Here is a 25,897-nt window from a genome sequence, read left to right as displayed (position 1 = left end):
CGGGGGTCAAACCGCCAGATCGTGCGTCTCGACATGGTCGGCGATGGCGCCAGCCGTCGTCCACCAGATGCGCGGATCGTTCGCCTCGCGAAGCTCCTCCAATATCCTGGCCAGCGCCGGGACGCGGTGTGCCTGTCCCATGATATAGGGATGCAGCGCGATCCCCAAAACGGAGGGGCGGCGGTCGGTTTCCGATAACAATTGCGTGACCGCGGCGCGGATCATCGCCGCAAAGTCATCGGCCTCGCGATGACGCTGGATCACCGCGGGCAAGTCGTTGATCTCCTGCGAATAGGGTATCGACAACAGGCCGGCGTGCGCCGTAGTGAGGCGGGTCGGCTGATCGTCATGTGCCCAGTCCAGCACATATCGATAGCCCTCCTCGGCCAACACATCGGGGGTATCCTTGCTCTCCGAAATCCAGGGGCCGAGCCACCCCGTCGGACGGACACCCAGCGTCGCCAGTCGCTGCGTCACATCGGCGATCATGGCGCGTTCGCTTGATCGCGACAGGGTCCCTTGCGCGGTCGCGTTAGTCCGGCCGTGTGCCGCAATCTCGTCGCCACGATCGCGACAGGCTTCGGCTAGGCCTGGACAGCGATCGAGTATGTCGGCGTTCAACAATGCGGTCGTGCGCAGATCGAGTCTGTCGAACAGGTCGAACAGCCGCCACGCGCCGACCCGGTTCCCGTAATCGCGCCACGCGTAATTCATGACGTCGGGCTCGGTCTGCGATGGCGCCAACTCGGCACCCAGTCCGCCGCCAAAGTCGAACACCTCGTGATTGACGCCGAAGTAGATCGCCAGTCGCTTGCCTTCCGGCCAGTCATAGTCGGGTCGATCGGTGATCGGACGATAGGGGTAGCGGACAGCAGGGGTGTGTCTCATCCCGTCGCAACGTGCCGCCGCGCGATGCGATGCGTAGAACTTGGAAAAATCGTCATGAGAGCGAGATGCCGAACAAACATGACAGAATGTTTATATTGATAGTGACTCGCAAAAGCGATTGATCTAGGAGCGCCTCCAACACGGGGGTTCAGAATGAGTGTAACGAGTATATTGCTGGCTGGCGCAGCGTTCGTCGGTATCCCGGACGCGGCCATATCGGCTGCGCCGGCGCGGGATTTGACCAATGCCGAAAGCCCCGACGACGCGCAGAAGTCGGACGAAATCCTGGTTCTCGGGAAGAGCTACGGTCGCGAGGTCGGCAAGACGGTCACGCCGCTTAAGGACACGCCCAACACCGTCACGGTGATCGAGCGCGACCAGATCGAGGCGCAGAACCTGTTCACGCTGGAGGATGCGCTGACCGCCACCAACGGCATCACCGTCAACGGCGTTGGCAGCGAGGATCCATCGTTCTTCTCGCGCGGGTTCGCGATCTCGAATTACCTGATCGACGGCGTCCCCACGTTCGCGTTCAACTTCCCGTCCGCCGTCCCGGACCTGTTCTTCTACGATCGGCTCGAGGTGTTGCGCGGTCCGGCGGGACTGTTCAGCGGTTCGGGTAATCCCGCGGGCAGCATCAACATGATCCGCAAGCGCCCGCTCGACTCGTTCAAGATGCAGGCGAGCGCGGGCTACGGCACCTACGACAATGCCCGGTTCGAACTCGATGTGTCCGCACCGATCGGTCCGAAGGCAGGGCTTCGCGTCGGCGTCATGGCGCAGGATCAGGACCAGTTCTTCGACACCGCGCACCGCAACCGCATCGGCGCATTCGCCGTGGGGTCGCTCGAGATCGGCGATCGCACCACGCTGACCGTCGGCGGCAATTACGATCGCTTTCGACCCGCGGTCCAGTCGGGACTGCCCGGCATCCTGGGTGGCCTGGACGGTAGCGACGGCCAACTGCTCGACGTGAAGCGCTCGACCTATCTCGGGGCCGACTGGAATCGGTTCAACGCCGAGACCTGGACCGGATTCGCCGAGATCACGCACAAGATCAGCGATCGCTGGACGCTGCGTGCGACGGGGTTGTTCACCGATGTCGATCGCGTCGACATCTATAGCTATATCGGCAACCAGCCGGTCACGGCGACCAACGGCACGACCAGCCACATCGCCTATCGTGGCGACAGCAAGCAGCAGACTCGCTCGTTCGATTTCAACGGCGTGGGCAGCTTTCCGCTGTTCGGGCGGGACCAGGTCCTCATCCTAGGGGCGGACTACCAGGCGAGTTCGGGAACCTCCTACGCCACGCGCCTGTCCAATTATGCGCGGATCGACGTGTACAACCCGGTCTCGCCGCTGGAACCGCCGCTCGACCCCTACGCGGCGTCGCCCTATTATCCGGTGCAAGGCAGTGGCGCGACGTGCCCCAATGCCAGTACCGCTATCGTCCCCGCGCCGGCGAATTGCGTGTTGCAGGTCTATGGCGGATCATCGACCGACATCGAGCAATACGGCCTGTACGGACAGATGCGGCTCAGTCCCGTCGATGGCGTCACGCTGATCGGCGGCGGGCGTCTGACCTGGTGGGATACGACGACCGCGACGCTGCTCGCACCGAGCGGGGTGCTGCCGGCGCCGACACGGTACGGAATCGACAATCGCTTCACGCCTTATGCCGGGCTGGTCTGGGACGTGACGCGCACCCTGAACCTCTATGCCAGCTATGCAGACAGTTTCACGCCGCAGGCAGCCCCGGTCGGACGGGCGCGGCCCGATGGTGGACGGATCGAACCACTGGTCGGTGCGCAATATGAGGCGGGGACCAAACTCTCGCTGATGAACGACCGGTTGCTGCTGTCGGCGGCGGTCTACCAGATCACGCAGACCAACCGGTTGTTCAACGATCCCGATATCGCGACCGTGGTACTCCAGACCGGCAAGGTCCGGGCGCGGGGTTTGGAGGCCGAGGCGTCTGGCGAAATCCTGCCCGGCTGGCGGATCAACGGTGGCTATACCTATACCAAGACTCGCTATCTGGAGGACCAGACCACCGCGAACGAAGGCCTGCCGCTGGTCCCGATCATCCCGAAGCATATGGCCAAGGCATTCACCAATTATGCGCCCACCAACGGCGCCCTGGCAGGCGTGAGCTTTGGCGGCGGCGTGACGTGGTTCAGCGGCACCTATGGAGGTGTCGCGGCGGGGGTCAACGCCAATGGATCGTTCCGTCCGTCGACGATCGTTCGCCAGGGGAGCTATGCGGTCCTCGACCTGCGAGCAGGCTACCGACTGAGCGAACGGCTCGGCGTATCGGTCAACGTCAACAACGTGCTCGACAAGACCTATTATGCGCGCATCGCCGCCACCGGCCGCGGCAATTACTACGGAAGTCCGCGCACCGCGTTCGCGACGCTTCGGTACACGTTCGAATGATCGCGGTCGGGGGGAGCGGCCGATGACCGCGGGCGATGCGCATGCCCGCGCACGTTGGGCACGGCGTGGCGATATCGGGTTGCGCGTCGTCGCGGCGGTACCGCTCGGCTATGCGACGGCCAGCCTTTGGGCGATGGCGATCGCGCGGCTGCTACCCGGCGACCGTGCCGAGGCGAGTGTCACCGCGTCGCTGATAGCCCTCATGCTGTGCGCGATCGCGGCGATGTGGGCGTTCGCAGCCCGTAGCGGCTGGCGCGCACTCTGGACCCTCGTCGTTGCCGGCGCGGTCGGTGGTGCGATCGCGTGGATCTCGATCGATGCGTCGGGGCGGCTATGAGCAAGGGGTTCCGACAGTCGCAGGCGTTCCTGCACACGTGGTCTGGCCTGTTGCTCGGCTGGATCCTGTTCCTGGTGTTCGTCGCCGGCACGATCGCGTTCTGGCGCGAAGGGCTGAACCGCTGGATGCGGCCCGAGCTCGCACGTGTCGAACAGCCGATGCGCGTGCTCGCCGGCTCGCAAGCGTTCCTCGCCGGCAAGGCGCCGGATGCGAAGAGCTGGATCATCGCCGTGGCGACCGACCAGTCACCGGGCGCACAGCTGTTCTGGATACCCCAGCCCAAGCCCGGTGAGACGGGCGGGCGTGGCCGGCGCGGCCGTCGCGATACGCAGGCATTGATCGGTGCCGACGGCAAGCCTGCGAACGCCCGCGACACGCGTGGCGGCGAGTTCTTCTACCGGTTCCATTTCGATCTTCAGTACATGCCGGTGATCTGGGCACGGTGGCTGGTCGGTTTCGCGACCATGATGATGCTGGTCGCGATCATGAGCGGGATCGTCACGCACAAGAAGATCTTCAAGGACTTCTTCACGCTGCGGCGTGCCAAGGGCCAGCGGTCCTGGCTCGATGGCCATAACGCCACCGCGGTGCTCGCACTGCCGTTCCATGTGATGATCACCTATACCGGGCTCGTCACGCTGATGGCGTTGCTGATGCCGTGGGCGGTCGTGGCGAACTACACCAGCGAACGTACCGTGTCGGAGACGCTGTTCCCCACCGCCGCTGCGGTCGATCGCAGCGGTCGGCCAGCACCGCTGATCGACCTCCGAACGATCGCTGCTGACGCCGAACGCCGGCTCGGCGCACCGGCTAGCTTCATCGAGGTGAGCGACCCCGGCGATGCATCGGCGCGCGTCTCGGTCAGTCAGAGTGCGCATTCGATGCTGTCGTCGCGGACACCCCGACTGACCTATGACGGTGTATCGGGACGCCTAGTGTGGCGTTCGCCTCCGCCCGGGGCGGCGGCCGAGACCGCGGGCGCGATGATAGGCCTGCACGCTGGACGGTTTGCCGGCTATGGCGGCCGCTGGCTGTACTTCCTGTGCGGGGTCGCCGGAACGCTGATGGTCGCGAGCGGGCTCGTTCTGTGGACCGTGAAGCGCCGTGAACGCCTCCCCGACCCGACCCGACCGCATTTCGGCTTTCAGCTGGTCGAGCGTCTCAACGTCGCGGTGGTCGGCGGCTTTCCATTCGGCATCGCCTGCTTCTTCTGGGCGAACCGACTGCTACCTCTGGCCCTGAGCGGTCGTGCGGCCTGGGAAGTCCACGCGCTGTTCATCGCCTGGGGTATCGCCGCGCTGGCCGCGGTTATCGCCAAGCCGTCACGGGTCTGGCCGACGTTGTTCGCCGCGACCGGCCTGCTGCTCGTCACGCTACCGCTGTATGACATCGTCGCGACGGATCGGGGGCTGTTCGCGATGATCGCGATCGGAGACCTCATGATCGCCGGAATCGACGCAACGCTGCTGGCGTTCGGCGTCACGTTCCTTCTGCTGGCCAGACGCGTCGCGAACTATCGCCCGCCGGCCCGACGAGTCCGACCGTCACGAACGCATGCGGTCCCCAAACTATTGGAATCGGTCGAATGAGTATCTTCGTCCTGATCCTGACGACTACAGCCTTCTTGCTGCTCGGCCTCGCCACCGACGCGCAGTATCGGCGCCGGTTCGGTACGGGACTTTCGCGCCGGCGACGCAGCCTGTTGCGGAACGGGGGGTGGGGCGTCCTGGTCTTCAGCGTCGCACCGGCGATATTGGCCCGCGGCTGGATCTTTGGTCCGATCTTTTGGATCGCTGCGGTGATGGCAGGGGCGGGGGTCGCGTTCCTGTCACTCAACTTGATCGTCTCGCGATCTCCACCGCGGTAACATACGACCATCTACACATACCGAGGACGCTACGGTTTCTAAGCGGGGGAGATGGCCCGTCGGGCCACTCCCCACGCCAACAGCCAAGGCGGCAAGCCAATGCCTGCCGCCTCGGATCGATCAGGTGAGGCTGTGCTTCAGCGCGCTCATCTTGTCGTGGCCTTCGCGGACCGACGCATAGCCGTCCGAGATCGCGCTCTGCGTTGCCGACGACAGGTCGGTGTCCTTCATGGCCTCTTCGTACTTGGCCTTAATGTGATCTTCGCCACGCTCGACTTCGAGGATGATCGCCTTGTCGTCCTTACCGGTCAGCGCCTGCTTCAGATCCATGAACGTGCGATGCGCTGCGGCCAGCATGCTCGACTCCATTTCCGGCTCGCCGCCGAGCGTACGGACCTGACCCTGAAGCTGCGTGGCAACCTGGGCCCGATCGCGCGCGAAGTCGGCGAACATCGTTGCATACTGCGTGCTCTCGGCATCCTTCGCGGCGTCCTCATACCCCTTCATGCTGTCGAGGGTGGTCTTGATCAGGCCGTTCAGGACGGACACGTCGTGGTCGTTGCTCATGGTAGCTCCTGTGATGAAGTCCGCTCAACGATCGCCCGGGAATTTAGTCGCGTGCCGAGTATCTCCTGCGATGAATTTTGCCAAAGTCGTCGCGAATCCGTCAGGCCGGCGCTCGCCCCTCCAGGTACAAGTCCACCGGGAGATCGGCTGGCACAGCCACTTCGGGCCGTGGTCGCGTTGCGGCCGCCTCGAGCCAGGCCGGACCATCGGGGCGGTGGCGTGTCGATCCGTCCGATCGCGTCGGTACCTTGCCGTAGACGGCGGGGCCCTCCCGACCGGGAGATCCCCCGCCGAACGAAGCCGCGATATTGCCATAGGTCGACGGATCGCGACCATCCAGGCTCAGTCGATCGTTGAGGTAGCACGCCGTCGCCCACGCGGTCTGCGGGTCCGGCGTCATGGCAATGATCCGCTTGCCCCAATACATCCGCAAATTGTTGTGCATCCAGCCATCGACGAGGAACTGCCGCTGACACGCGTTCCAGCTTTCGTCGCGCGTCTCGCCGTGCAGCAACGCGTCGAGCGTCTCGAGCTCCGGCCGCGGGTCCGCCGCATGCGCTTCAAGCGTCTCGCGTGCCCATCCGGAAATCCGATCGTAACGTTCCGGCTCCACCAGCGCGGACGCCTGATAATGGAACCATTCCCGCCACGTCAGCAACTCGTCGGCGAACTTGTCCTTGGCGCCGGCCGGTGCCGCGGCGGCCTCGACCGTGGCCATGATCTCGCGTGGGCCGACGACGCCGAAGTGAAGATAGGGCGACAGCGTACTGGCCCCGACCGGATTGGTCGCATCGTTGCGCACGGCGGCATAGGTCGGCAGCACCGTGTCCATCAGCCGTTCGAGCTTCTCCAACGCGCCGCCTCGACCAAGCGGGAACATCGGGCTCGGCGGCAGCGAATGGTCGATTGCGGCTGCGGCGACGAGCCGATCGATGTCCGCATCCGTGCTGGTATCGAGCCGATCGGGGACGAACGGGAGCGGGCCGTCATAGGGAGCTAGCTCGGCCATCAGGTCGGACGCGGTGAGCCAGTCCGCGCGCAACGGCTCATGACGGCGCCGGAACGCGGTCGTCGAACCAATGTCGTCGCCGAGTATGGCGGGTGGCACCAGGCAGGCAGCGTTGACCGCGAGGACGGCGCGATCCGTCCGCGCCGCAAAACGCTCCGACTGCCAGCGCGCGACGAACGTCGGCTGATCCTCGACCAGGACCGCGGCACTTTCTGCTGCCAGCCGATAGACCAGTCCCTTTTCGCGCTTCTCGGCTCGGTCGACATACTGGATGCACGCCACGCCACGCTGCCGACATTCCAGGGAAAGATCGCGGCTGGCCCCCAGGATGAACCGATGCAGGCGATCGGACGCGTAGGGATAATCCTCGCGCAACCCGTGATAGACGAGGACGGGAAGACCCAGATCGTTCGCGAGGCAGATCGCGGCATCGATCACCGGGTTGTCCCGCGCGCGCAACGCCTGCTGCAACCAGCACAGGACATAGCGCGCAGCGGGGCGGACACCGTGCGCGTTCAGCGAACGAACGCGCGCCGCCTCGGCCCAGGTTGCAAGCGCGTCGGGAAGAGGATTGGTCATGGCTGTCCAACCATTGGGGGCTGCGACCGATCCCCGGCCACGGTCGGTGTTAAGAACGTCCTACATCGGGCAAGCGCTGCGTCGCGTCTTGCCTCGAGTTCCGCGAGCGATATCCCAGCGAGATCGAAGCGGAGTTCGTGCATGTCCATGCCAGACCGGTAGCCGCCGGCCCAGACGCTGGTCAGTTCGAACCCGCAATGCTGGAAGAACGGCGACACCTCTGGCGACGTATCGACGGTAACGTAGCGCGTGGCCGGTTCGGCAGAGGTGGCGACGTGGAGCAGGCGTTCGAACAGCAGCAGCTTGCCGAGGCCAGCGCCGTGATAGGCGCGCGCGGCCATGCCCCAGAAGAGCAACGCCTTGTTGTAATGCTCCCAGATTTCGTAGCCGCCGAACGCGGCGGGGACGCCGTCGACGTCGACCACGAATGCCGGACCGTCGGGCTCGTCGAGCGTTTCCTCCAGCCATTCGCGGTCGCCGGCGCCGAAATACTCGGGGAGGTTCGAGTCGAAGATCGAGAGGACGGCGGCGCGGTCTTTTTCTTCGTAGTGGCGGGTCGGGATTCTGCTCATTACGGACTCCACTGCGCGATGGTTTCGATCGCGTCGGTGGTGGAACGGCTCCAGCAGCGCGAAGTGCCCTCGAAGGTCGCGGTCGCGTGGGTCGGATCGGTCACGACGGTTTCGATCGCCTCGGGGCGGATGCGGCGGGGCTCGCCGACGAGTTTCGCGTGCGCTTCCTTAATCGTCCAGCGGCGGAACCAGGCTCGGGGTTGGGCGAGGGCGGGCAGGCGGCGGAGCGCGTCGGCTTCGGTCGGGGTCAGCATGTCCCAGAGCGGAGCGTGGTCGTCGATGACCTCGCGGTCGACCGCGATCGGCTGGCGTGCAGCGCCGATCAGGGCGTGCGCGCCGCGGCTGGAGAGGCTGAGATACCAGCCGTTGGGGGCGGAAACGATCGGCGCGCCGGCCGGACTGCGTATCAGTCGAACGTCGTCTGTGTCGCCGGCCAGTTTGTGGATCAGGGCGGCGGCCAGACCCTGCCGAATCGCGCGCGCATCGCCTTGCAGGCCGGCGGCGTACGGTCCGGTCTCGGCAACACTCCATGCGACTGGCGACTGACCGTCCCAAGCAAGGTCGGAGAGCGGACCGTCGTGCCAGATCGGCGTCACGTCGCGACGGCGATCCGCGCCGGGCTCCCGTCCCAGCTCGTGCCGTCGGGCAAGGTCTCGCCCTTCATCACCACCGATAGATCGCCGAGCTGTGCATCCGCGCCGATTTCCGCGTCGTACAGCACGATCGCGAGCGAGCCGATCGTCGCGCGGTCGCCGACGCGGATCGCGCCGACCTTCATCACGCGGTCCTCGAACAGATGCGTCTGCAGGCCAGCGAAGTCGTTGAGCGCGACGTCGTCGCCGATGTCGACGAGGTCGTGCTCGGTCAGGTCGGTGGTGTCGATGTAGCAGCGCTTGCCGATCCGCGCGCCCATCAGGCGGAGGTACACGCCGATCCACGGCGTCCCGCGCAACGGTTCAAGCAGGTTCGCGACCGCCAGATTCTCGTAGGTCGCGGTGACGAGTTCGGTGCGCCAGACGAAAATGCTCCAGAGCGGCGCGGTGGTGACCTTGTAGCGGCCGACGACGAGCCATTTGAGTGCGAGGACGAAGATCCCGCAGGCGAGGCAGAAGCCGACATAGAGGAAAGGGAACGTCGCTGCGACGATCAGTGCGCCATTGTCGAGGTCGTCGAGGTCGCCGACCACCGACAGAAGCAAGCTGAAGAACACCAGGAACGCGGTCAGCGACAAGGTGGTGCGAACCGCCTCGATCGACAGGCGCGTGGCGATCAGCGCGCGCGACGGATTGAACCGCGCCCCCTCGTCGAACATCGTGTTGACCTGTCGCACCGGCAGCTTGATCGCGGGCGAGCCGAACCACGTGCTGCCCGCCTCGGTGGCGAGTGCGGGATCGCTCGGCGGCTTCGAGAGCACGCCGACGAGCACTTCGTCGCCGATCTGCGTACCGCTCGGCAGCAGTGCGGAATTGCCGATGAAGCTGCGGCGGCCGATCTTGGTATGCGCGAGCTCGATCGTGCCGTGGCCGATCCGCGCCGCGCCGAAGATCACCGAGTCCGCGATGAAGCTCTCCTCGCCGATCTCGACGAGGTCGGGGACGATCGCGCTGGCGGTCGAGATTTCCGCGCGACGGCCGACCTTAACGCCCAGCGCGCGGTACCACGGCACGACGTACAGCGTCGCGAAGATCGGGTGGAGCAGGCGAAGCGCGAGGTCGTTGATCTGCTGGACGAACCAGTAGCGGACGTAGAATCCGCTGTTCCGCGCATACACCGCGGGTCCGACGCGACCGAGGATCAGGCGCTTGGCCGCCACCGTCAGCACGCACATCATGACGACATAGGTGACCGCGAGCAGCGGCGCGACCGCGACATAGGCATAGCCGCTGGTCGCCCAGTCGAGCTCGATCAGCGCGATCAGCCCGGGGGCGATCGGCAGGATCGCGACCAACGGCAGGATCAGCGCGCACAGGAACAGGCCGATCGCCGGGCCGGCGTTGCGCGGGGCTGCGGTGGCCGGGCGGCGGGGCGCATCGCCGTCATGCGCGGCGGGGGACCCCGCCCAGCGCTGGCCGGCGGGGATCGTCGTATCCGCGGGCAGTGCGGACAGGTCGTCGAGCATCGCATCGTCGCCGAGCGCGGCGTTGCGGCCGACCACTGCCATCGACCCGACGAACGCACCCTTGCCGAGCTTTACCGTCCCTAGTCGGAGCAGCCCGCGCTCGACCGAGCTGGTCGACAGGACCGACTGATCGCTGATGATCGCATCGTCGTCGGCGTGGAGCAGGTCGGCGGTGTCGATGATCCCGGTGCCGATATGGACTCGCTGGCCGATCTTCGCGCCCATCATCCGATAATAGCCGCGGATCATCGGCGTGCCCGCGAGATACGGCGTCGCGGTGACGCCGATGATCCGGCGGACCAGCCACCAGCGGAAATAATAGCTGCCCCAGAGCGGGTAATCGCCCGCCTTGAAACGCCCGACGATCAGCCATTTGAGCGCGATCGACAGGAACATCGACGCGATCGGCACGACCGTGAAGAACAGCCCGCTGAGGATCAGCGCGTCGACCCGCGGCATGTCGCCGGCGAGATGCGTGTAGGCGAGATAGGGCGAGAACCACTGGAGCCCCGCCAGCGTGTAGATCGGCAGCAGCGCGAGCGTCTGCGCGGCGACGCACAACCGACGCTTCCACGGCGCGATATGGTGGAAGCTGGTCTCGTCTAGGATCGCGACGGGCGTGGTCCCGCCAATCCGCAGCGCGAGCGCGCGGATGGTCGGCGCGGCGTAGACGTCCTCGAGCGACAGCCCTTCGAGGCCGCGCACCTTTCGCGCGGCCGAAACCAGGCGTGCGGCCTTCAGCGAATGGCCGCCGAGATCTTCGAACAGGTCGTCGAGCACCGATACCGGCTGCGGCGCGAACGCCTCGGCCCAGACACGGTGCAGACTTTCCTCCATCGGCGTGGCGGGAGCGACCATCTCGCGGTCCGACGTCACGGTGATCTCGGGCTTGACCAGCGCCTTGCGGTCGACTTTCCCCGAGGCGGGGAGCGTCGGCATGTGCGACAGCAGCTGATACCCAGCCGGGCGCATGTAATTGGGGAGACGCTCGGCGACGCGGGCCTTGAGGCCGACCATGTCGATCTCTTCGGCGGGGCGGGCGATCAGGAAGGCGGCGAGGAACTCCGAGCCGTCATCGTCTGTGAACAGCTGGACGACGGTCTGCGCGACGCCCGGCCATTCGCCGATCACCGCCTCGATCTCGGCGAGTTCGACGCGAAAGCCGCGGATCTTTACCTGCGTGTCGATGCGCCCGACGAAATCGATGTCGCCCGCCGCGTCGAGCTTCACCAGATCGCCCGACCGGTAGATACGTTCCGGAGCACCGGAAGGCCCGTCGAACGGCGTCATGATGAACTTTTCGGCGGTTAGATCGGGGCGGTTGACGTAGCCGACGCCGACGCCGGGGCCGCCGATCACGAGTTCGCCTTCCTGGCCGTCGGGGACCGGCTGCATATGCTCGTCCACCACCCAGGCGGTGTAGCCGGGGAGGGGCTTGCCGATCGTGATGCGCTGACCCGGGAACACCTCGGTCCAGGTCGCGGTGACCGACGTCTCGGTCGGACCGTAGGTGTTGAGCAACCGCAATCCGGGACGCGCGAGCCGGCGTGGCAGGTCTGCCGGGCACGCTTCGCCGCCCATGTTGAGCAGGCGCAGCGTCGGCACCGGATGCTCGACCAGCGCGATCAGCGAGGGGACGACGTGCCAGATCGTCGTGTTCGCCTCGGCGAGCGCGATCGCCACGTCGGGGCCGCTGGTTGCCAGCGCCTCGGTCGCGACCAGCACGACCGCGCCGACGAAGAATGCGCTCCACATCGTCTCGACCGACATGTCGAACGCGAGGCTGAACCCGCCGAACACCACGTCGGCCGGGGTCAGATCGAGGATCGCGCTTTCCGATCGGACCAAGTGACACGCATTGCCGTGCGAGATCATCACGCCCTTGGGGCGCCCGGTCGTGCCCGAGGTGTAGATGATATAGGCGAGGTCCTGCGGATCGCTGTGCGTCACGTCGCGGCCGATCGGTTCGGACGGCTCAGCCGCGAGATCGCCCAGCGCCGCATCGAGGGCGAGCGTTTTCCCCTTGAGGTTGGCGACGCGGCTGGCGACGGTGATCGTCAGCGCGGCTTCGCTGTCCTCGACGATGAAGTCGATGCGGTCCTGCGGGTAGCCCCAGTCGACGGGCACATAGGCGGCGCCGGCGCGCAGCACGCCGAGGATCGCCATATATTGGTCGAGCCCGCGCGGCAGGCACAGCACGACGCGGTCGCCGCGGCCGATCCCCATCGCACGCAGGCGATGCGCGAGCGCGAGGCTGCGCGTGGCGAGATCGGTATAGCTCCAGGCGGTCTTGCGGTCGTATTCCTCGTCCGCACCGATCAGCCGCAGCGCGGTCGCGTCGGGATGCGCCGCGCGCGTCGCGTCGAACAGCTCGTGCAACAGTTCGTCACGCGCATACGGCTCGGCCGCACGCAGCGCCGGCGCGGGAGCAATCGAGGCGATGCCTGTGCGCTGCAAAATGCCCTCATCCGAGGGGCTTACCGAAGTAACGTCGTGCATCCAGCGGGCTTAGCCGAACTGTTGCGTAGTTTGCTACCTGTGTTGCGGCGTCGTCGCTCCGAACGCGATCTCGAAGCACAGCCCCGTGTCGCCGGGGCCAGGCATGACGTCGAGCAGGCCGTGATGCGCGCGGGCGACGCGGTCGACGATCGACAGCCCGATCCCCGATCCTTCCGAACGCGATCCGTCGGCGCGCCAGAACCTGTCCTTGAGCCGGGCGAGGTGCTCTGGTGCAACGCCGGGACCATCGTCGGCGACGGTAAGCCGTGCACCGGGTCCTACGCCAACGAGGATATGCGTGCCGATCGGCGTATGCCCCACCGCATTGCCGACCAGATTCTCGAGCGCGAGCGTTACGGCGCCCGGATAGCCGATGACCGGCGCGATCTCTGATGTCACGACGTCCAGCGCGATGCTCCGTCCGCTGGCGATGATCGCAGGCGCTTGATTGGCGACGAGCGCCTCGGCCAGCACGGCGAGGTCGAGCGGCTCGCCGGCGTCCTCGACCGGGCGTTCGAGATCGGCGAGCGCGAGCAGCTGCGTCACCACGCGGCCGGCGCGATCGACCGATGCGAGCAACGAAGCCTTCACCGGACCGTCCTCCACCGCATCGGCGCGCAGGCGGATCACGGCGAGCGGCGTGCGGAGTTCGTGGGCGATGTCGGCGGCGAACGCGGTCTGCGTGCGGAATCCTTCTTCCAGTCTGTCGAGCGCTTCGTTGGTGGCGGCGGCGAGAGGTTCGACTTCGGACGGCAGCGTACCACGCGGCAACCGCGTGTCGAGCGTGCGTGGGCCGATCGCGGCGGCGGTCGCCGACACCGCCTGCATCCGCCGGGTGAGGCGGCGGGTGAGCAGCGCACCGATCAGCGGCACCAGCGCGGCGATCGGCAGGACGAGCAGCGCGAAGCGTTTGAGGAAGGCGCTGACGATGTCGTCGGTGATGACTTCGGGGGCGGCGCTGTCCTGCGACGCGACGATCCAGCGGCCGCCGGCTATCGGCACGCTGTACGCCTCGATCACGCCGCGGCGTAAGAAGTGCGCGCCGTGGTCCATCGGCACGGCGGCAACGATCCGCGGCCGGGCGGGGCCCTTCGCCATCAGGACGGTGCGGCGGCGGTCGATGATCGCGACCGCCATGCCGTCGGTCAGGACGTCGCTGGGCAGCGTGATCGACGGCAGGGCATTCGCGACGATGGCGGCCTGCTGGCGGAGCAGGCGGCGCTGGTAGTGATCTGCGGTACTGTGGAGCAGCGCGGCGACGCCGAGCGACAGCGCGATCGTGGCGATCAGCGCCATCACGACGTGGAGGGCGACGAACTGCCCCAAGAGCGAACGCGGCAGACGCAGCCTCATGGCTTGGGGACGATGATGTAGCCGACGCCGCGCACCGTCTCGATCCGCGCGCCGCTCGATGCGTCGTCGAGTTTCTTGCGCAGGCGATGGACATAGACCTCGACCGCGTTCGAGCCGAGCTCGCCGCCAAGTCCGAACAGGTGATCCTCCGCGATCCGCTTCGGCACGACGTTTCCCGCGCGCCGCAGCAGCAGTTCGAGCAGCTCGGTCTCGCGTACCGACAGCGCGATCGTCGTACCCTCGACATGCGCGACGCGGATTTCGAGGTCGAACGTGAGGCGACCACAGGTCAGCGAGCGTCCGAGATATCCCCCTTGGCGACGCAGCACCGCGAGCAGGCGCGCGTGCAATTCGTCGACGTCGAAAGGCTTCACCAGATAATCGTCGGCGCCTTCGTTCAGGCCGCGAATGCGCGCGTCGATCGTGCCGCGCGCGGTGAGGATCAGCACCGGACTCGTGTCGCCGCGACCGCGCATACGGTGGAGCAGTGCAAGTCCATCCTCGTCCGGCAACCCGAGATCGAGCAGGATCGCGGCGTAATCGCCGTCTTTCAGATACGCCTCGGCCTCGTCGCCGCTACGCGCGAGATCGACCGCGAACCCGCGCGGGGCCAGCGCCGCGGTCAGCGCCTGCGCCAGGTCTGCGTCGTCCTCGATCAACAGCACCCGCATCGGACTCGACCTCATCTTGCCGCGGCGCAGCATCCGTAAGCGCGCTGTAAGCCAGCGGCGCTACCGGCTCCAGTCTAATCCCCAAGGGGCTGATTATGCACGCATCGACGACACCCGAAACGCTTCCTCCCGCCGCCAAGCTTTCGCGATCCGCGCAGATGCGCTGGCTCGGGATCGCGGCCGGCGTGATCGTCGGGCTGGTGCTGATCGTCGTGCTGATCGGCAAGCTCACGCATCACGAGCCTGCGCCCGCACCGGTGACGCCGGCGGGGACGTTCCGGCCGACCAAGGACCAAATGGCCGGGCTGACGACGATGCGCGTCGGCTATGGTGCGTCCGATGCGCGGACGTTGGCGAGCGGCGCGATCACCGTCGATGGCGACCGTAGCACGCCGGTGCTGATGCCCTATTCGGGGCAGGTGGTGCGCGTGCTCGCGGATGCGGGGCAGCACGTGACCGAGGGCCAGCCGCTGATGCTGGTGAAGACGAGCGATTTCGTCGATGCGCGTAGCGGCCTGTTCGCGGCGCGCGCCGGGTTGCAGAACGCGCAGGCGCAGCTTGCGACGGCGCAGCGGACCGCGGAACGCCAGCGGCTGATCTACGAGACGGCTGGCGGCGCGCTGAAGGACTATCAGCAAGCCAAGACCGATCTTGCCGCCGCACAGGCCACGGCCCGGACCGCGGCGGCGTCGCTCGGCGCGGCACGCGACAAGCTGGCGATCCTCGGCAAGTCGCAGGGCGAAATCTCGCGCCTGGAGAATGTCGGCGAAGTCTCCGGCATCCACGACGTGACGACGTTGCACGCGCCGATCTCCGGGCTGATCGCGACGCGCGACGTGTCCGCGGGGCAGTATCTCTCGCAGGGCGGCGACAAGCCGGTGATGACGATCACTGACCCCTCACACGTCTGGCTGATCGCGCAACTCGCCGAGAACGACGCGAGCGCAGTGCATCGCGGCGACAGCGTCACCGTGACGACGCCGGCGCTGCCGGGCCGCAGTTTCCACGCGACGATCGATCTGGTCGGTGCCGCGCTCGATCCGCAGAGCCGTCGCCTGCCGGTGCGTGCGACGATCGCCAACCCGGACGGCGCGCTGAAGCCGCAGATGTTCGCGAGCTTCTCGATCCAGCGCCCGCATAGCGGCGATGCGTTGCTCGTTCCCGCCGCGGCGGTGATCCACGAAGGCGACGACGCACGCGTGTGGGTGGTGCGCCCCGACGGCCTGCTGGTCGCGCGCAAAGTCACCGCCGGCGAGGAGCAGGACGGCAAGGTCGCGATCACCGCCGGTCTGCGATCGGGCGAGCGGATCGTCACCACCGGCGCGCTGTTCGTCAACGAAGCCGGTCTCGGCGAATGAACCGGATCGTCGAATTCGCGCTGCGTCAGCGGCTGCTGATCGTCGGTATCTTCGTCGCCATGCTGGTGGCGGGGGGCGTCGGCTTCTACAACCTCAACATCGAGGCGTATCCCGACCCGGTCCCGCCGATGGTCGAGATCATCACCCAGACCCAGGGTCTGTCGGCCGAGGAGATGGAGCGCAACGTCACCATCCCGATCGAGGTCGGCATGGCGGGCATTCCGCATCTGACCGCGATCCGGGCGATCTCGCTGTTCGGGCTGTCGGACATCAAGATCCAATTCAGCTACGACCTGACCAACGATCAGGCCAAGCAACAGGTCATCAACCGCCTCTCGCAGCTCCCGCCGCTCCAGGGTGGCGCGCAGCCGACATTGTCCCCGACCAGCCCGGTCGGCGAGATCTTTCGCTACAAGATCACCGCGCCGAAGGGCTATTCGGTGATGGACCTCAAGACGTTGCAGGACTGGGTCCTCCAGCGCCGGTTCAAGCGCATTCCGGGCGTGATCGACGTCACCGGCTGGGGCGGCAAGCTTCGCACCTACGACGTGGTGATCGACAACGACCGCCTCGCCGCGCACAACGTGACGGTGTCGCAGGTGCTGGCGGCGCTCGCCAAGAGCGACGGCAATGTCGGCGGGCAGACGATCAATTTCGGCGCGCAGGCGGCGATCGTCCGTGGCATCGGCCTGATCCAGTCGGTCGGCGGCATCGAGAACGTGCTCGTCGGCACCGGCGGCGGCCAGCCGGTGTTGCTGAAAGACGTCGCGCACGTCCGGATCGGCAACGCACCGCGGCTCGGCATCGCCGGCTACAACGACCAGGACGACATCGTCCAGGGCATTGTCCTGATGCAGCGCGGCGCGCAGTCGATGCCGACGATCCTCGCCGTGCAGAAGGAAGTGTCCGACATTAACGCGTCGGGCATCCTGCCGCCGGGCGTCCATCTCGACCGGATCTACGATCGCTCCGACCTGATCCACCTGACGATCCACACCGTGCTGGAAAACATGGTGGTCGGCATCCTGCTGATCTTCGCACTCCAGTGGATTTTCCTCGGCAATCTGCGCAGCGCGATCATCGTGTCCGCGACGATCCCGTTTGCGCTCGCCTTCGCGATCCTGATCCTCGTGTTGCAGGGCGAGAGCGCGAATTTGCTCTCGGTCGGCGCGCTCGATTTCGGGCTCGTGGTCGATGCCTGCGTGATCATGGTCGAGAACATTTTTCGCCACATGGTCGAGCGATCCGCGCATGTCGAAAGCGGGAAGGGGCACTACACGCTCGCCAACCGCTTCTCGGCGGTGCTCGGCGCCAGCTCCGAGGTCAGCCGCGGGATCTTCTTCGCCGCCGCGATCATCATCGCGAGCTTCCTGCCGCTGTTCACGCTGACCGGCGTCGAGGGGCACATCTTCGGGCCGATGGCGAAGACCTATGCCTATGCGATCTCCGGCGGCCTGATCGCGACCTTCACGGTCGCGCCGGTGCTGGCGACGCTGCTGCTGCCCGACAAGCTCTCCGAAGTGGAGACGTGGATCGTTGGCAAGCTGCGCCGCGTCTACGAGCCGGCGGCGGCGTTCGCGCTCGGCAACCGGGTCGTCGCGATCGGTGGCGCCGCGTTGCTGATGCTGCTCGCAGTGGTCGGCGTGCGCTCGCTCGGGATCGAGTTCCTGCCGCATCTCGAAGAGGGCAACATGTACATCCGCGCGACGCTGCCCGCGTCGGTCAGCCTCGAGGCGGGGCAGCCGGTGGTCAACGGCGTCCGCCGCATCCTGATGCAATATCCCGAAGTGCAGGCGGTGTTGTCCGCACACGGTCGCCCCGATGACGGCACGGACTCGACGGGCTTCTTCAACGCCGAATATTTCGTGCCCTTGAGGCCGTTCGACACCTGGCCGAGCGGCGTCACCAAGGAGACGCTGACCGAGGAACTGTCGAAGCGGCTGTCGGCCAAATATCCCGGCGTCGACTTCTCGTTCTCGCAGATCATCGAGGATAACGTCGAGGAGGCGGCGTCGGGCGTGAAGGGCGCGAACTCGATCAAGCTGTTCGGCCCCGACCTGACTACGCTCGAGAAATATGCCAACCAGATCAAGGCGCAGATGGGCAAGGTCCGCGGGATCGAGGACCTCGGCGTGTTCCAGTCGCTCGGCCAGCCGACGGTGCGGATCGACGTCGATCGCGCGCGTGCCTCACGCTACGGCCTGACCCCCGACGACATCAACGCGACCGTTGCCGCGGCGATCGGCGGGCAGTCGAACGTCGACCTGTACGAGAAGGGCACCGATCGCCACTTCCCGATCGTCGTCCGCCTGAAACCCGAACAGCGCGACACGATCGATGCGATCCGCCGGATCACGATCGGTGCGCCGTCGCCCGATGGCGCGGGCACGATCCAGGTGCCGCTGTCGGAGGTCGCCGACGTTAAGCTCACCAGCGGTGCGTCGTTCATCTACCGCGAGCATCAGGAGCGCTACATCCCGATCAAGTTCTCGGTCCGTGGCCGCGATCTCGGCGGGGCGGTGGACGAGGCGCATGCGCGGATCGAGCGGACCGTCCACCTGCCGTCGGGCTATCACCTCGAATGGGCGGGCGAGCTCGACAACCTCAACAACGCGGTCGCGCGCCTGGAAGTGGTGGTGCCGATCAGCCTGCTCGTGATCCTGCTGCTGCTCTACGCGAACTTCGGCTCGATCCGCGACAGCCTGCTCGCGTTCTCGGCGATCCCGATGGCGATCATCGGCGGCGTGCTCGCACTCGCGCTGACCGGGACCGCGTTCAGCATCTCGTCGGCAATCGGCTTCGTCGCGCTGTTCGGGATCGCGGTGATGGACGGGATCCTGGTGGTCACGACCTACAATCACGCCGTCGACGAGGGCGCGCGGCGGGAGAATGCGCTCGCGACGACGGTGCGCCACAGTCTGCGTCCGGTGGTGATGACCTGCCTGGTGGCGGCGATCGGGCTGCTCCCCGCCGCGCTGTCGAGCGGGATCGGCAGCCAGGTGCAGAAGCCGCTCGCGCTGGTCGTGGTCGGGGGCATGACGCTCGCGCCGATCCTGATCCTGCTGGTCCTGCCGGTGCTGATCGACCGCTTCTCGAAGCGCGTACCGCCCGAGGATCGCGGCGCACACGGACGCGACGTCGGCCATCACGCCCATCCGGAGGCTCAAGCATGAAGCGTCTCGCCATCCTCCTGCTCGCCGGCGTTACGAGCGCCTGCACGATGGGGCCTCACCATCTGGACGCACACGCCAGCCTGCCGCCGGCGCCCGCCGCGCAGACCTTCGCGCCTTCTAGTGGCGCGACCCAGGCTACCATGCTTCCGGCAGTACCGGCCGAATGGTGGCGCACCTTCGGCAGCGCGCAGCTCGACACGCTGGTGACCGAGGCGCAGGCGCACGCGACCGACATCGCCGTGGCAGAGGCAACGCTGCGGCAATACCGCGAGCAGGGCTCCGCCACGGCGGGCTCGGCGCTGCCGCAGGCCGACGTGAACTATCAGGCGGAGCGCACGCGGATCTCGAACGCGCTGTCGCCCGCGGTCGCGGACCAGAACCAGCAGCTCTACACGCTGCACACCGCGCAGGTGACGGTGAGCTATGCGCCCGACCTGTTCGGCGGCACGCGGTCGAAGATCCACTCCGCGCGCGCCGCGACCGAGACGCAGCGGCAGCGGCTCGCGGCGGCACGGACGACGGTAATCGCCAACCTGGTCGAGGCGGTGATCCAGCGCGCCTCGCTCGCCGAGCAGATCGTCGCGGCGCAGACCGCGATCGCGGTCAACCGCGACATCCTGCAGACACTGGTCAAGCGCCAGCAACTCGGCGCCGTCGGCGCCGCCGACGTCTCCACGCAACAGGCGGCACTCGCGACGGCCGAAGGCGCACTCCCCCCGCTGGTCCGCGCCGAAGCGCATCAGCGCGTGGTCATCGGAACGCTGATCGGGCGCTCGGCAGGTTCGGACATGCCGCCGCTACCGACGCTCGCGTCGTTGACCCTTCCACGCGATCTGCCCCTGATAGTCCCCTCCAATCTGGTCGCAAGACGCCCCGACGTGCTGGCCGCGCAAGCGCAACTCGAGGGGGCAGGGGCCGATGTCGGCACTGCCATTGCCGCACGGCTCCCCGCGATTTCGCTCAGCGGATCGGCGGGCGGCACATCCGAACGGTTCGGCGACATGTTCAAGAGCGGCAACCCGTTCTGGACGCTGATCGGCGGGATCACGCAGCCGATCTTCCACGCCGGCGCGCTCCGCCATCAGCAGCACGCCGCCGAAGCCGCGCTGGATGGGGCGAAGGCGCAATATCGTGCCGCGGTGCTCCAGGCATTCGGCGACGTGTCCGACGCCCTGACCGGTCTGCGCACCGACGCCGACGCGCTCGACTCCGCCACGCGCGCAACTGACGCATCCGGCCGTGCGCTGAATTTCGTCCGCCGCCAGCTCGCGCTCGGCGACGTCGGCACGCCCGCATTGCTCAACGCGACCGCCACCGACGCGCAGGCACGCGGCCAAGCCGTGCAGGCGCGCGCCGCCCGGTTGGCCGACACGGTTGCGCTATTTCAGGCCGCGGGCGGCGGCGTCACAGGAGGATAATCGATGGGCGGCATGATAGGCGCGACGAGCGGCAAGTTCGTCCTGATGGCGGCAACCCTGCTGTTCCACGGCCGGGTGGACAACGCGCCTACGACGATCGCCATCGTCCCCGGCGCGCCGCACTCGGCGATCGGCACGAGGCTGGCCGATCGGCTCGCACATCGCGACCGGGTCAAGATCGGTATCCGCGCGGAGTATCTCTACGCGCCGATCGCCGCGGTCGAATCGGCCCCGGCGGACGGTGCGGACCTGCGGATCGGCCAGGATATCCTCGACGCGCACCCGATCGAGATCGACTTCCCGCACCACGAACTTCGCCTGTTGCTGCCGGGCGAGGCAGCGCGTGCCGAACGCGGCATGACCGCAATCCCGGTCACGCACCAGGCGGACGGCACGATGACGGTGCCGCTGACGCTCGACGCCGCGCCACCGACCGCTGCGGTACTCGACCTTGCGCACGCCACCGTCGTGACCGCGCCGACCGTAGCCAGCGCCGTCGCGCTCGGCCATTCGATCCTCAAGAACCCCATGGTCGTGCACGGCGCCAGCCCGACGGTCGGGCTCAGCGCGTTCGAGGACATGCGGGTAATCTTCGATCTCGGCCACGACCGGATCTGGATCGCGATGTAACTAGGCTTGGCTTCGGGGCAAGGTCGGGGCTAACCGCGCGGTCATGGCCGCCCTGTCGATTTTCATCGTTCTTCATGACTTCGCCCTGGGCGGCACCGAACGCGTTGCCGTCCGGCTCGCCGAAGCGTGGGCAAAGCGCGGCGTCAAGGTCACCATCTTTGCCGGATCGGACGCAGGGCCGCTGCGCGGTCTGGCGGGGGACCGGGTAGACGTCGCGCTTGCCGATCCGCCGATTCCGCGCCGCCGCGGATCGCGCCGTCGTCTGGCGCACGCGGCCCGCGCCTTCGTCGCACTGCGCCGGTTCGACGGCGTCTTCATCCCCGGTAATTTCCACTGGCCCGTCGCCGCCGCGCTGGCCGGATCGGGGATACCCGTCGTCGCGCAGGTCAGCGCCGCGCTCGACAAGCCGCAGCGCGGTCGAGTGCGGCAATGGGCGTTCGAGCGTCGGATGCGATATTTGCTGCGGCACGTGCAGGCGGTGGTCGCGCTGTCCGATGTCGCGCGCGATCAGGCCGACCGGATCCTGCGCCGCCGTGTTGCGACGACGATCGCGTTGCCCGCGCTGACCGACGATATCGCGTCGCCGATCCCAATCCCGGAAACGCAGAGTCCGGCGATCCTGGCGGCGGGGCGTCTGGTGCCAGAGAAGGGGTTTGCGCGACTGATCGCAGCGTTCGCCGCGTTACCCGAAAAATCGGCCCGGCTGGTGATCGTCGGCGACGGCCCGGAAGCGCACGCGCTTCGGCGGCAAGCCGAGACACTGGGGATCGCCGATCGGATTGCATTCCCGGGCTATGTCGCCGACATCCGGCCCTGGCTCGATATCGCGCGGCTGTTCGTGCTGCCGTCCGATTTCGAGGGCTATCCGGCCGTGATGGTCGAGGCGCTGGCGGCGGGCAGGCCGGTCGTGGCGACCGATTGCACGCCAGCGACGCGATTGCTCGACGCACCGGGGGCGGGCAAGGTGGTACCGCTTGGTGACACCATCGCCCTGGCGCAGGCGATCACGCAGATGCTGTCCCAATCACCGCCCGATGCGGCGCAACTGGCAGCATCGGTTGCGCACCACCGGATCGGTGCGGTCGCTAAAGCCTATCTCGATCTGTTCGCGGCGGTGCGAGCGTGAGCGCCCTGCCGATGCGGATCGCCTATGTGATCAACTCGGTCGAAGGCGGCGGGGCCGCGTCGCCGGTGCCCGCGGTGCTCGGGATATTGCGCGACGGCGGGGCGGAGGTGGCGGTGTTCGCGCTGACCGCACGCGACCGCCGTGGCGAGACGGCGATGCGCGCCGCCGGGTTCGACGTGCAGGTGCGCGACGGCGGCGAGACCGATCATGTCGCGGCGCTCTGGTGGCTCGATGCGACACTCCGCGACTGGGCGCCGACGCATCTCTGGACGTCGCTGACCCGCGCAACCCTGCTCGGCCAGATGGTCGGCCTGCGTCGCGGCTGGCCGGTCGTCAGTTGGCAGCACGCCGCGTTCCTCAAGCCCGCCAACCGCGTCCTGCTGCGCGCGATGCAGCGTCTATCGCGGCTGTGGGTGGGTGACTCCACCGCGGTAACCCGGCTGACCGCGGAACGGCTTCACGTTCCCCCCGCGCGCCTGGTGCAATGGTCGATCTTCCGCGCCGATCCGAACGCACGACAGGCGTCCCCGTGGCAGGAAGGGCAGCCCGTACGCATCGGCAGCCTCGGGCGTCTTCACCCGGTCAAGGGCTACGACGTGCTGATCGAGGCGCTCGCCTTGATCGAAACGCGCACGCCGTACGAGATCGTCATCGCCGGTGACGGCGCGGAACGCGCGGCGCTCGAAGCCCGCGCCCAAGCGCTCGGGCTTACAACGCTGCGGTTCGCCGGTTACGCGGCCGACCCGGCAGCGTTCCTCGCCGACTGTCATGTCTATGTGCAGCCATCGCGATCGGAGGGGTTATGCGTTGCCGCGCACGAGGCGATGCAGGCGGGGTTGCCGGTCGTCGCCTCGGCGGTCGGCGAACTCCCCGGCACGATCGTCGAGGGCGAAACCGGCTTCACCGTTCCGCCCGGCGATCCCGTCGCGTTGGCACAGGCGCTGTCATCGATGCTGGCGAGGCCGGCGCAACTGGCGGCGATGGGCCAGGCCGCACGCACCCGCGTTCTCGCCACCTTCGGACCCGAGCGGTTCGCCGCGACCGGGCTGGCTATCCTCGAACGGATGCGCGCTTTCGGACTGCCCGACCGAGTTTCCTGACTTCGCGGACGGCTTCGATCGAGAGGCCGTGCAGCGACAACTCGGTGCGCTTCATATCGACCAACGTCACCGGTCCCGCTGCCGACAGCGTGTGGAACCCCTCGACATACGGCGCGCACGATACCGGCGGCACCAGCGCATCGCCGATCTCAGCCTCGAACCGCTCCGGCGTGAGCGTCGTTATCGTCAGCGGCCGGATCGCGCCGCCATAGGTCCGGCTGCAATCCTGCACCGGCAGTATGATGTGCCCATCGATCACCAGCGGCATCCCGCCGGGGCGGGCGCTCGCAACGTCCACGCGCACCGGATTGGCGGCATGCGGCATCCACGGGCCCGCCAGTCGCTCGGCATAGGCGACGTGCAGAGCACGCATCTTGTCCGGTTCGCGGTCCGCCGACGTATAGAACAGCCACCAGAGCCCGCCGTGAAGTATTGGCGTCGCATCGACCGCGACGTGATCGAGTTCGATCACGTGCGCCGGCTCCCACCGGGTCGGGAAGTCGACCGCACGGTACAGCGTCAGCCGGCGCGAGCGGTGCGCTTCGGGCAGCATCCACGTTTCCCCCTCCGCCTCGAACACCAGCGGATAGGAAAGATGCCAGGGCTCGTTCAACACCGGCTGGCGGTCGACCAAGCGGAAATCGGCATCATAGACCAGCACTTCGATCGCCCCGATCCGGACGCGGTAGTCGTAGGTCTCGACGAACACGTACAGCCGGCCGTCGCGCCACAACCCGAACGGGTCCGCAAGAAACTGGAAGCTGCCCATCGGCGGCAGCCACATCATCGGCAAGCCCTCGATCGAACCGCGTGCGACGATCGCCTCGGCAGTCGCCATCACGATGGCGGGGCGCCAGATATCCTTGCGTAGAGCCACGGTGGTCGATCGATCCCAAATGCCACGCCCGGCAAGGACGCCACGCCGGCCTTCTCGCGGCGGTTCAGGCTACGCGCAACCCCTGCAATCCGATCGCCGTCTCCGGTTCGCGTTCCGGCAGCACGCTCGGGATCGTATCGGCGAGCACGCTCATCACCGCGCGCGCCGCACGCACCGCGGAGCGCTCCGCGGTCAGCTCGAAGCTGCGCTGGAATAGCGCGCGCTGAACCGGACGGTAGCGATGATGCTGCGCCACCGCGCGGTCGAGTGCATCGCCGAGTCCCTCCGTGCCGGTCACGACCTCGCCCGCCTGCCAGTGCGCATAGTTCGCATCGCCGTCCCATTTGGTCGCATGCGCGTCGAGGAACAGGCACGGCCGCGGGGTGTGGAGGAACTCGTACACCTGGCTGCTGACGTCGCCGAGATAGATGTCCGCCGCCGCGGTGTAGGTCATGTCGGTCGAGGCCGCGCTGCCCAGATCGACATGGATGTTCGGCGCATCGACGAAACGCTGCTCGATCACGCCGGCACGGTCGATCCTGAACTTGTCGATCGTCAGCACGAACTTGCGGTGGAACAGCATGACGTGCGGCGCAAAGATCAAATTGTAGCGGTCGTCGTGGAGGAAATGCTCGAGCACCGCGCGGCCCTGCGCATACCAGGACGACAAATGCGGCGACGGATGCGGATTATACAGCACCGTAGGCTTGCCGTTCGCCTGGAACGGCAGACGCGGCGCAGGCTCCAGCATCAGATCGAACTTGGGATAGCCGATCAGGCTCATCCGGTTGAACGGTACGCCGGCCTCGCGGTGGAGGCGCTGGCGGATCTTGGTCCCGGAAACGAGCACGTGATCGAACGTCGCGCTATGCTTGTTGAAGCCGATCGCGCGGTCGCCGGCGCCATGCCTCGTATGGATGATCTTGAGATCGTCCAGACCGTAGCGCGTCTTCAGCAGCAGCGAGGTCTTCTCGGCAACGACCAGCGCATCGAGCGATCGAAAGAAATCGAGATTGTCGCGGTAGATGCCGATCTTGGTCACCGGCAGCGCCCATTCGAGCGTGTTCGCCAGCGCGCGCGTCGACGTGCGGCGAAGGCCGAGTTCGACGAGCGGAATGCTGACACCCAGCCTTGCGCACAGCCGCCGGACTTCGTCGGTCAGCCGGGCATTAGTGGTCGCGACGACGATCTCCGCATCCGGATAGCCCTCCGCCATCGCCAAGGCGGTTGGTAGGGCGTGCGCGACCTGATGCACTTGGTCGTGATTGAACAGAAAACCGATCTTCATGCCCGGTAGACGTTCCCGAAGCGGCCG

General features: G+C 67.1%; 20 protein-coding genes. 10 read left to right on the top strand and 10 right to left on the bottom strand.

The window, feature by feature from the left end:
- Positions 1–6 precede the first annotated feature (6 nt).
- Positions 7–888: a polysaccharide deacetylase family protein gene (locus C8J46_RS01230; protein ID WP_132734298.1), complete on the bottom strand. Its 882-nt coding sequence runs from the start codon at positions 886–888 to the stop codon at positions 7–9.
- Positions 889–1,041: 153 nt separating this feature from the next.
- Between C8J46_RS01230 and C8J46_RS01225 the strand changes: the two genes are divergently transcribed.
- Genes C8J46_RS01225 through C8J46_RS01210 form a run of 4 tightly spaced genes read left to right on the top strand, consistent with a single transcriptional unit; the run spans position 1,042 to position 5,531 of the window.
- The gene (locus C8J46_RS01225; protein ID WP_132734296.1) at positions 1,042–3,327 is read left to right on the top strand and encodes a TonB-dependent siderophore receptor; all 2,286 of its coding nucleotides are present in this window, start codon (positions 1,042–1,044) and stop codon (positions 3,325–3,327) included.
- Positions 3,328–3,349: 22 nt separating this feature from the next.
- Positions 3,350–3,664 carry a hypothetical protein gene (locus C8J46_RS01220; RefSeq protein ID WP_132734294.1) on the top strand — a complete coding sequence of 105 codons (315 nt, stop codon included), beginning with the start codon at positions 3,350–3,352 and terminating at the stop codon, positions 3,662–3,664.
- On the top strand, positions 3,661–5,253 hold the full coding sequence (locus tag C8J46_RS01215; protein WP_132734292.1) for a PepSY-associated TM helix domain-containing protein: 1,593 nt from the start codon (positions 3,661–3,663) through the stop codon (positions 5,251–5,253). The genes C8J46_RS01220 and C8J46_RS01215 overlap by 4 nt, the downstream gene beginning before the upstream one ends.
- Entirely contained in the window at positions 5,250–5,531 is a 282-nt protein-coding gene (locus tag C8J46_RS01210; protein WP_132734290.1) for a DUF3325 family protein, read from the top strand. The genes C8J46_RS01215 and C8J46_RS01210 overlap by 4 nt, the downstream gene beginning before the upstream one ends.
- Positions 5,532–5,651: 120 nt before the next feature.
- On the opposite strand, the gene C8J46_RS01205 is transcribed toward C8J46_RS01210, so the two are convergent.
- The 7 genes from C8J46_RS01205 to C8J46_RS01175 all read right to left on the bottom strand — a co-directional run bounded on the left by C8J46_RS01205 (position 5,652) and on the right by C8J46_RS01175 (position 14,900).
- Complete coding sequence (locus C8J46_RS01205) at positions 5,652–6,098, bottom strand: PA2169 family four-helix-bundle protein (protein ID WP_132734288.1); 447 nt, start codon at positions 6,096–6,098, stop codon at positions 5,652–5,654.
- Between the two features lie 100 nt (positions 6,099–6,198).
- Positions 6,199–7,686 (bottom strand): deoxyribodipyrimidine photo-lyase, encoded by a 1,488-nt coding sequence (locus C8J46_RS01200; RefSeq protein ID WP_132734286.1) that lies wholly within the window; start codon positions 7,684–7,686, stop codon positions 6,199–6,201.
- Entirely contained in the window at positions 7,683–8,258 is a 576-nt protein-coding gene (locus C8J46_RS01195) for a GNAT family N-acetyltransferase (RefSeq protein WP_132734284.1), read from the bottom strand. The genes C8J46_RS01200 and C8J46_RS01195 overlap by 4 nt, the downstream gene beginning before the upstream one ends.
- A complete protein-coding gene (locus C8J46_RS01190; protein WP_132734282.1) occupies positions 8,258–8,854 on the bottom strand; it encodes a 4'-phosphopantetheinyl transferase superfamily protein in 597 nt (198 codons plus the stop codon). Before C8J46_RS01190 ends, C8J46_RS01195 begins: the two co-directional genes overlap by 1 nt.
- Positions 8,851–12,834: a Pls/PosA family non-ribosomal peptide synthetase gene (locus C8J46_RS01185; protein WP_243643160.1), complete on the bottom strand. Its 3,984-nt coding sequence runs from the start codon at positions 12,832–12,834 to the stop codon at positions 8,851–8,853. Before C8J46_RS01185 ends, C8J46_RS01190 begins: the two co-directional genes overlap by 4 nt.
- 75 nt (positions 12,835–12,909) lie before the next feature.
- Positions 12,910–14,229 (bottom strand): HAMP domain-containing sensor histidine kinase, encoded by a 1,320-nt coding sequence (locus tag C8J46_RS01180; protein WP_243643159.1) that lies wholly within the window; start codon positions 14,227–14,229, stop codon positions 12,910–12,912.
- Positions 14,226–14,900 (bottom strand): response regulator, encoded by a 675-nt coding sequence (locus C8J46_RS01175; RefSeq protein WP_132734278.1) that lies wholly within the window; start codon positions 14,898–14,900, stop codon positions 14,226–14,228. Before C8J46_RS01175 ends, C8J46_RS01180 begins: the two co-directional genes overlap by 4 nt.
- A gap of 95 nt (positions 14,901–14,995) precedes the next feature.
- Here C8J46_RS01175 and C8J46_RS01170 point away from each other — a divergent pair, with 95 nt between their 5' ends.
- The 6 genes from C8J46_RS01170 to C8J46_RS01145 are packed head-to-tail and all read left to right on the top strand — an operon-like array spanning position 14,996 to position 23,705.
- Entirely contained in the window at positions 14,996–16,258 is a 1,263-nt protein-coding gene (locus C8J46_RS01170; RefSeq protein WP_132734276.1) for an efflux RND transporter periplasmic adaptor subunit, read from the top strand.
- Positions 16,255–19,431, top strand: a complete 3,177-nt coding sequence (locus C8J46_RS01165; RefSeq protein ID WP_132734274.1) for a CusA/CzcA family heavy metal efflux RND transporter — start codon at positions 16,255–16,257, stop codon at positions 19,429–19,431. The genes C8J46_RS01170 and C8J46_RS01165 overlap by 4 nt, the downstream gene beginning before the upstream one ends.
- The gene (locus tag C8J46_RS01160) at positions 19,428–20,849 is read left to right on the top strand and encodes an efflux transporter outer membrane subunit (RefSeq protein ID WP_132734272.1); all 1,422 of its coding nucleotides are present in this window, start codon (positions 19,428–19,430) and stop codon (positions 20,847–20,849) included. The genes C8J46_RS01165 and C8J46_RS01160 overlap by 4 nt, the downstream gene beginning before the upstream one ends.
- A 3-nt stretch (positions 20,850–20,852) precedes the next feature.
- Entirely contained in the window at positions 20,853–21,479 is a 627-nt protein-coding gene (locus C8J46_RS01155; RefSeq protein ID WP_132734270.1) for a hypothetical protein, read from the top strand.
- Positions 21,480–21,522: 43 nt separating this feature from the next.
- Positions 21,523–22,605 carry a glycosyltransferase gene (locus C8J46_RS01150; protein ID WP_132734268.1) on the top strand — a complete coding sequence of 361 codons (1,083 nt, stop codon included), beginning with the start codon at positions 21,523–21,525 and terminating at the stop codon, positions 22,603–22,605.
- Positions 22,602–23,705 (top strand): glycosyltransferase, encoded by a 1,104-nt coding sequence (locus C8J46_RS01145; protein WP_347812364.1) that lies wholly within the window; start codon positions 22,602–22,604, stop codon positions 23,703–23,705. Before C8J46_RS01150 ends, C8J46_RS01145 begins: the two co-directional genes overlap by 4 nt.
- Here C8J46_RS01145 and C8J46_RS01140 read toward each other — a convergent pair.
- Together C8J46_RS01140 and C8J46_RS01135 are read right to left on the bottom strand one after the other, a co-directional pair.
- Complete coding sequence (locus tag C8J46_RS01140; RefSeq protein WP_132734266.1) at positions 23,656–24,582, bottom strand: formyl transferase; 927 nt, start codon at positions 24,580–24,582, stop codon at positions 23,656–23,658. The two genes, C8J46_RS01145 and C8J46_RS01140, sit on opposite strands and share 50 nt — an antisense overlap.
- 64 nt (positions 24,583–24,646) lie before the next feature.
- Complete coding sequence (locus C8J46_RS01135) at positions 24,647–25,870, bottom strand: hypothetical protein (RefSeq protein WP_132734264.1); 1,224 nt, start codon at positions 25,868–25,870, stop codon at positions 24,647–24,649.
- Positions 25,871–25,897 lie beyond the last annotated feature (27 nt).

This window comes from Sphingomonas sp. PP-F2F-A104-K0414, assembly GCF_004340945.1.
Lineage (GTDB): Bacteria > Pseudomonadota > Alphaproteobacteria > Sphingomonadales > Sphingomonadaceae > Sphingomonas.
Note: the sequence above shows the minus strand (reverse complement) of the source record. Positions and strands in the feature narration are given on the sequence as shown.

Excerpts from the sequence above, each read along its gene's own strand:
- C8J46_RS01230 (WP_132734298.1), bottom strand. The coding sequence starts at position 888 with ATGAGACACACCCCTGCTGTCCGCTACCCCTATCGTCCGATCACCGAT.
- C8J46_RS01225 (WP_132734296.1), top strand. The coding sequence starts at position 1,042 with ATGAGTGTAACGAGTATATTGCTGGCTGGCGCAGCGTTCGTCGGTATC.
- C8J46_RS01220 (WP_132734294.1), top strand. The coding sequence starts at position 3,350 with ATGACCGCGGGCGATGCGCATGCCCGCGCACGTTGGGCACGGCGTGGC.
- C8J46_RS01215 (WP_132734292.1), top strand. The coding sequence starts at position 3,661 with ATGAGCAAGGGGTTCCGACAGTCGCAGGCGTTCCTGCACACGTGGTCT.
- C8J46_RS01210 (WP_132734290.1), top strand. The coding sequence starts at position 5,250 with ATGAGTATCTTCGTCCTGATCCTGACGACTACAGCCTTCTTGCTGCTC.
- C8J46_RS01205 (WP_132734288.1), bottom strand. The coding sequence starts at position 6,098 with ATGAGCAACGACCACGACGTGTCCGTCCTGAACGGCCTGATCAAGACC.
- C8J46_RS01200 (WP_132734286.1), bottom strand. The coding sequence starts at position 7,686 with ATGACCAATCCTCTTCCCGACGCGCTTGCAACCTGGGCCGAGGCGGCG.
- C8J46_RS01195 (WP_132734284.1), bottom strand. The coding sequence starts at position 8,258 with ATGAGCAGAATCCCGACCCGCCACTACGAAGAAAAAGACCGCGCCGCC.
- C8J46_RS01180 (WP_243643159.1), bottom strand. The coding sequence starts at position 14,229 with ATGAGGCTGCGTCTGCCGCGTTCGCTCTTGGGGCAGTTCGTCGCCCTC.
- C8J46_RS01175 (WP_132734278.1), bottom strand. The coding sequence starts at position 14,900 with ATGCGGGTGCTGTTGATCGAGGACGACGCAGACCTGGCGCAGGCGCTG.
- C8J46_RS01170 (WP_132734276.1), top strand. The coding sequence starts at position 14,996 with ATGCACGCATCGACGACACCCGAAACGCTTCCTCCCGCCGCCAAGCTT.
- C8J46_RS01165 (WP_132734274.1), top strand. The coding sequence starts at position 16,255 with ATGAACCGGATCGTCGAATTCGCGCTGCGTCAGCGGCTGCTGATCGTC.
- C8J46_RS01160 (WP_132734272.1), top strand. The coding sequence starts at position 19,428 with ATGAAGCGTCTCGCCATCCTCCTGCTCGCCGGCGTTACGAGCGCCTGC.
- C8J46_RS01155 (WP_132734270.1), top strand. The coding sequence starts at position 20,853 with ATGGGCGGCATGATAGGCGCGACGAGCGGCAAGTTCGTCCTGATGGCG.
- C8J46_RS01150 (WP_132734268.1), top strand. The coding sequence starts at position 21,523 with ATGGCCGCCCTGTCGATTTTCATCGTTCTTCATGACTTCGCCCTGGGC.
- C8J46_RS01135 (WP_132734264.1), bottom strand. The coding sequence starts at position 25,870 with ATGAAGATCGGTTTTCTGTTCAATCACGACCAAGTGCATCAGGTCGCG.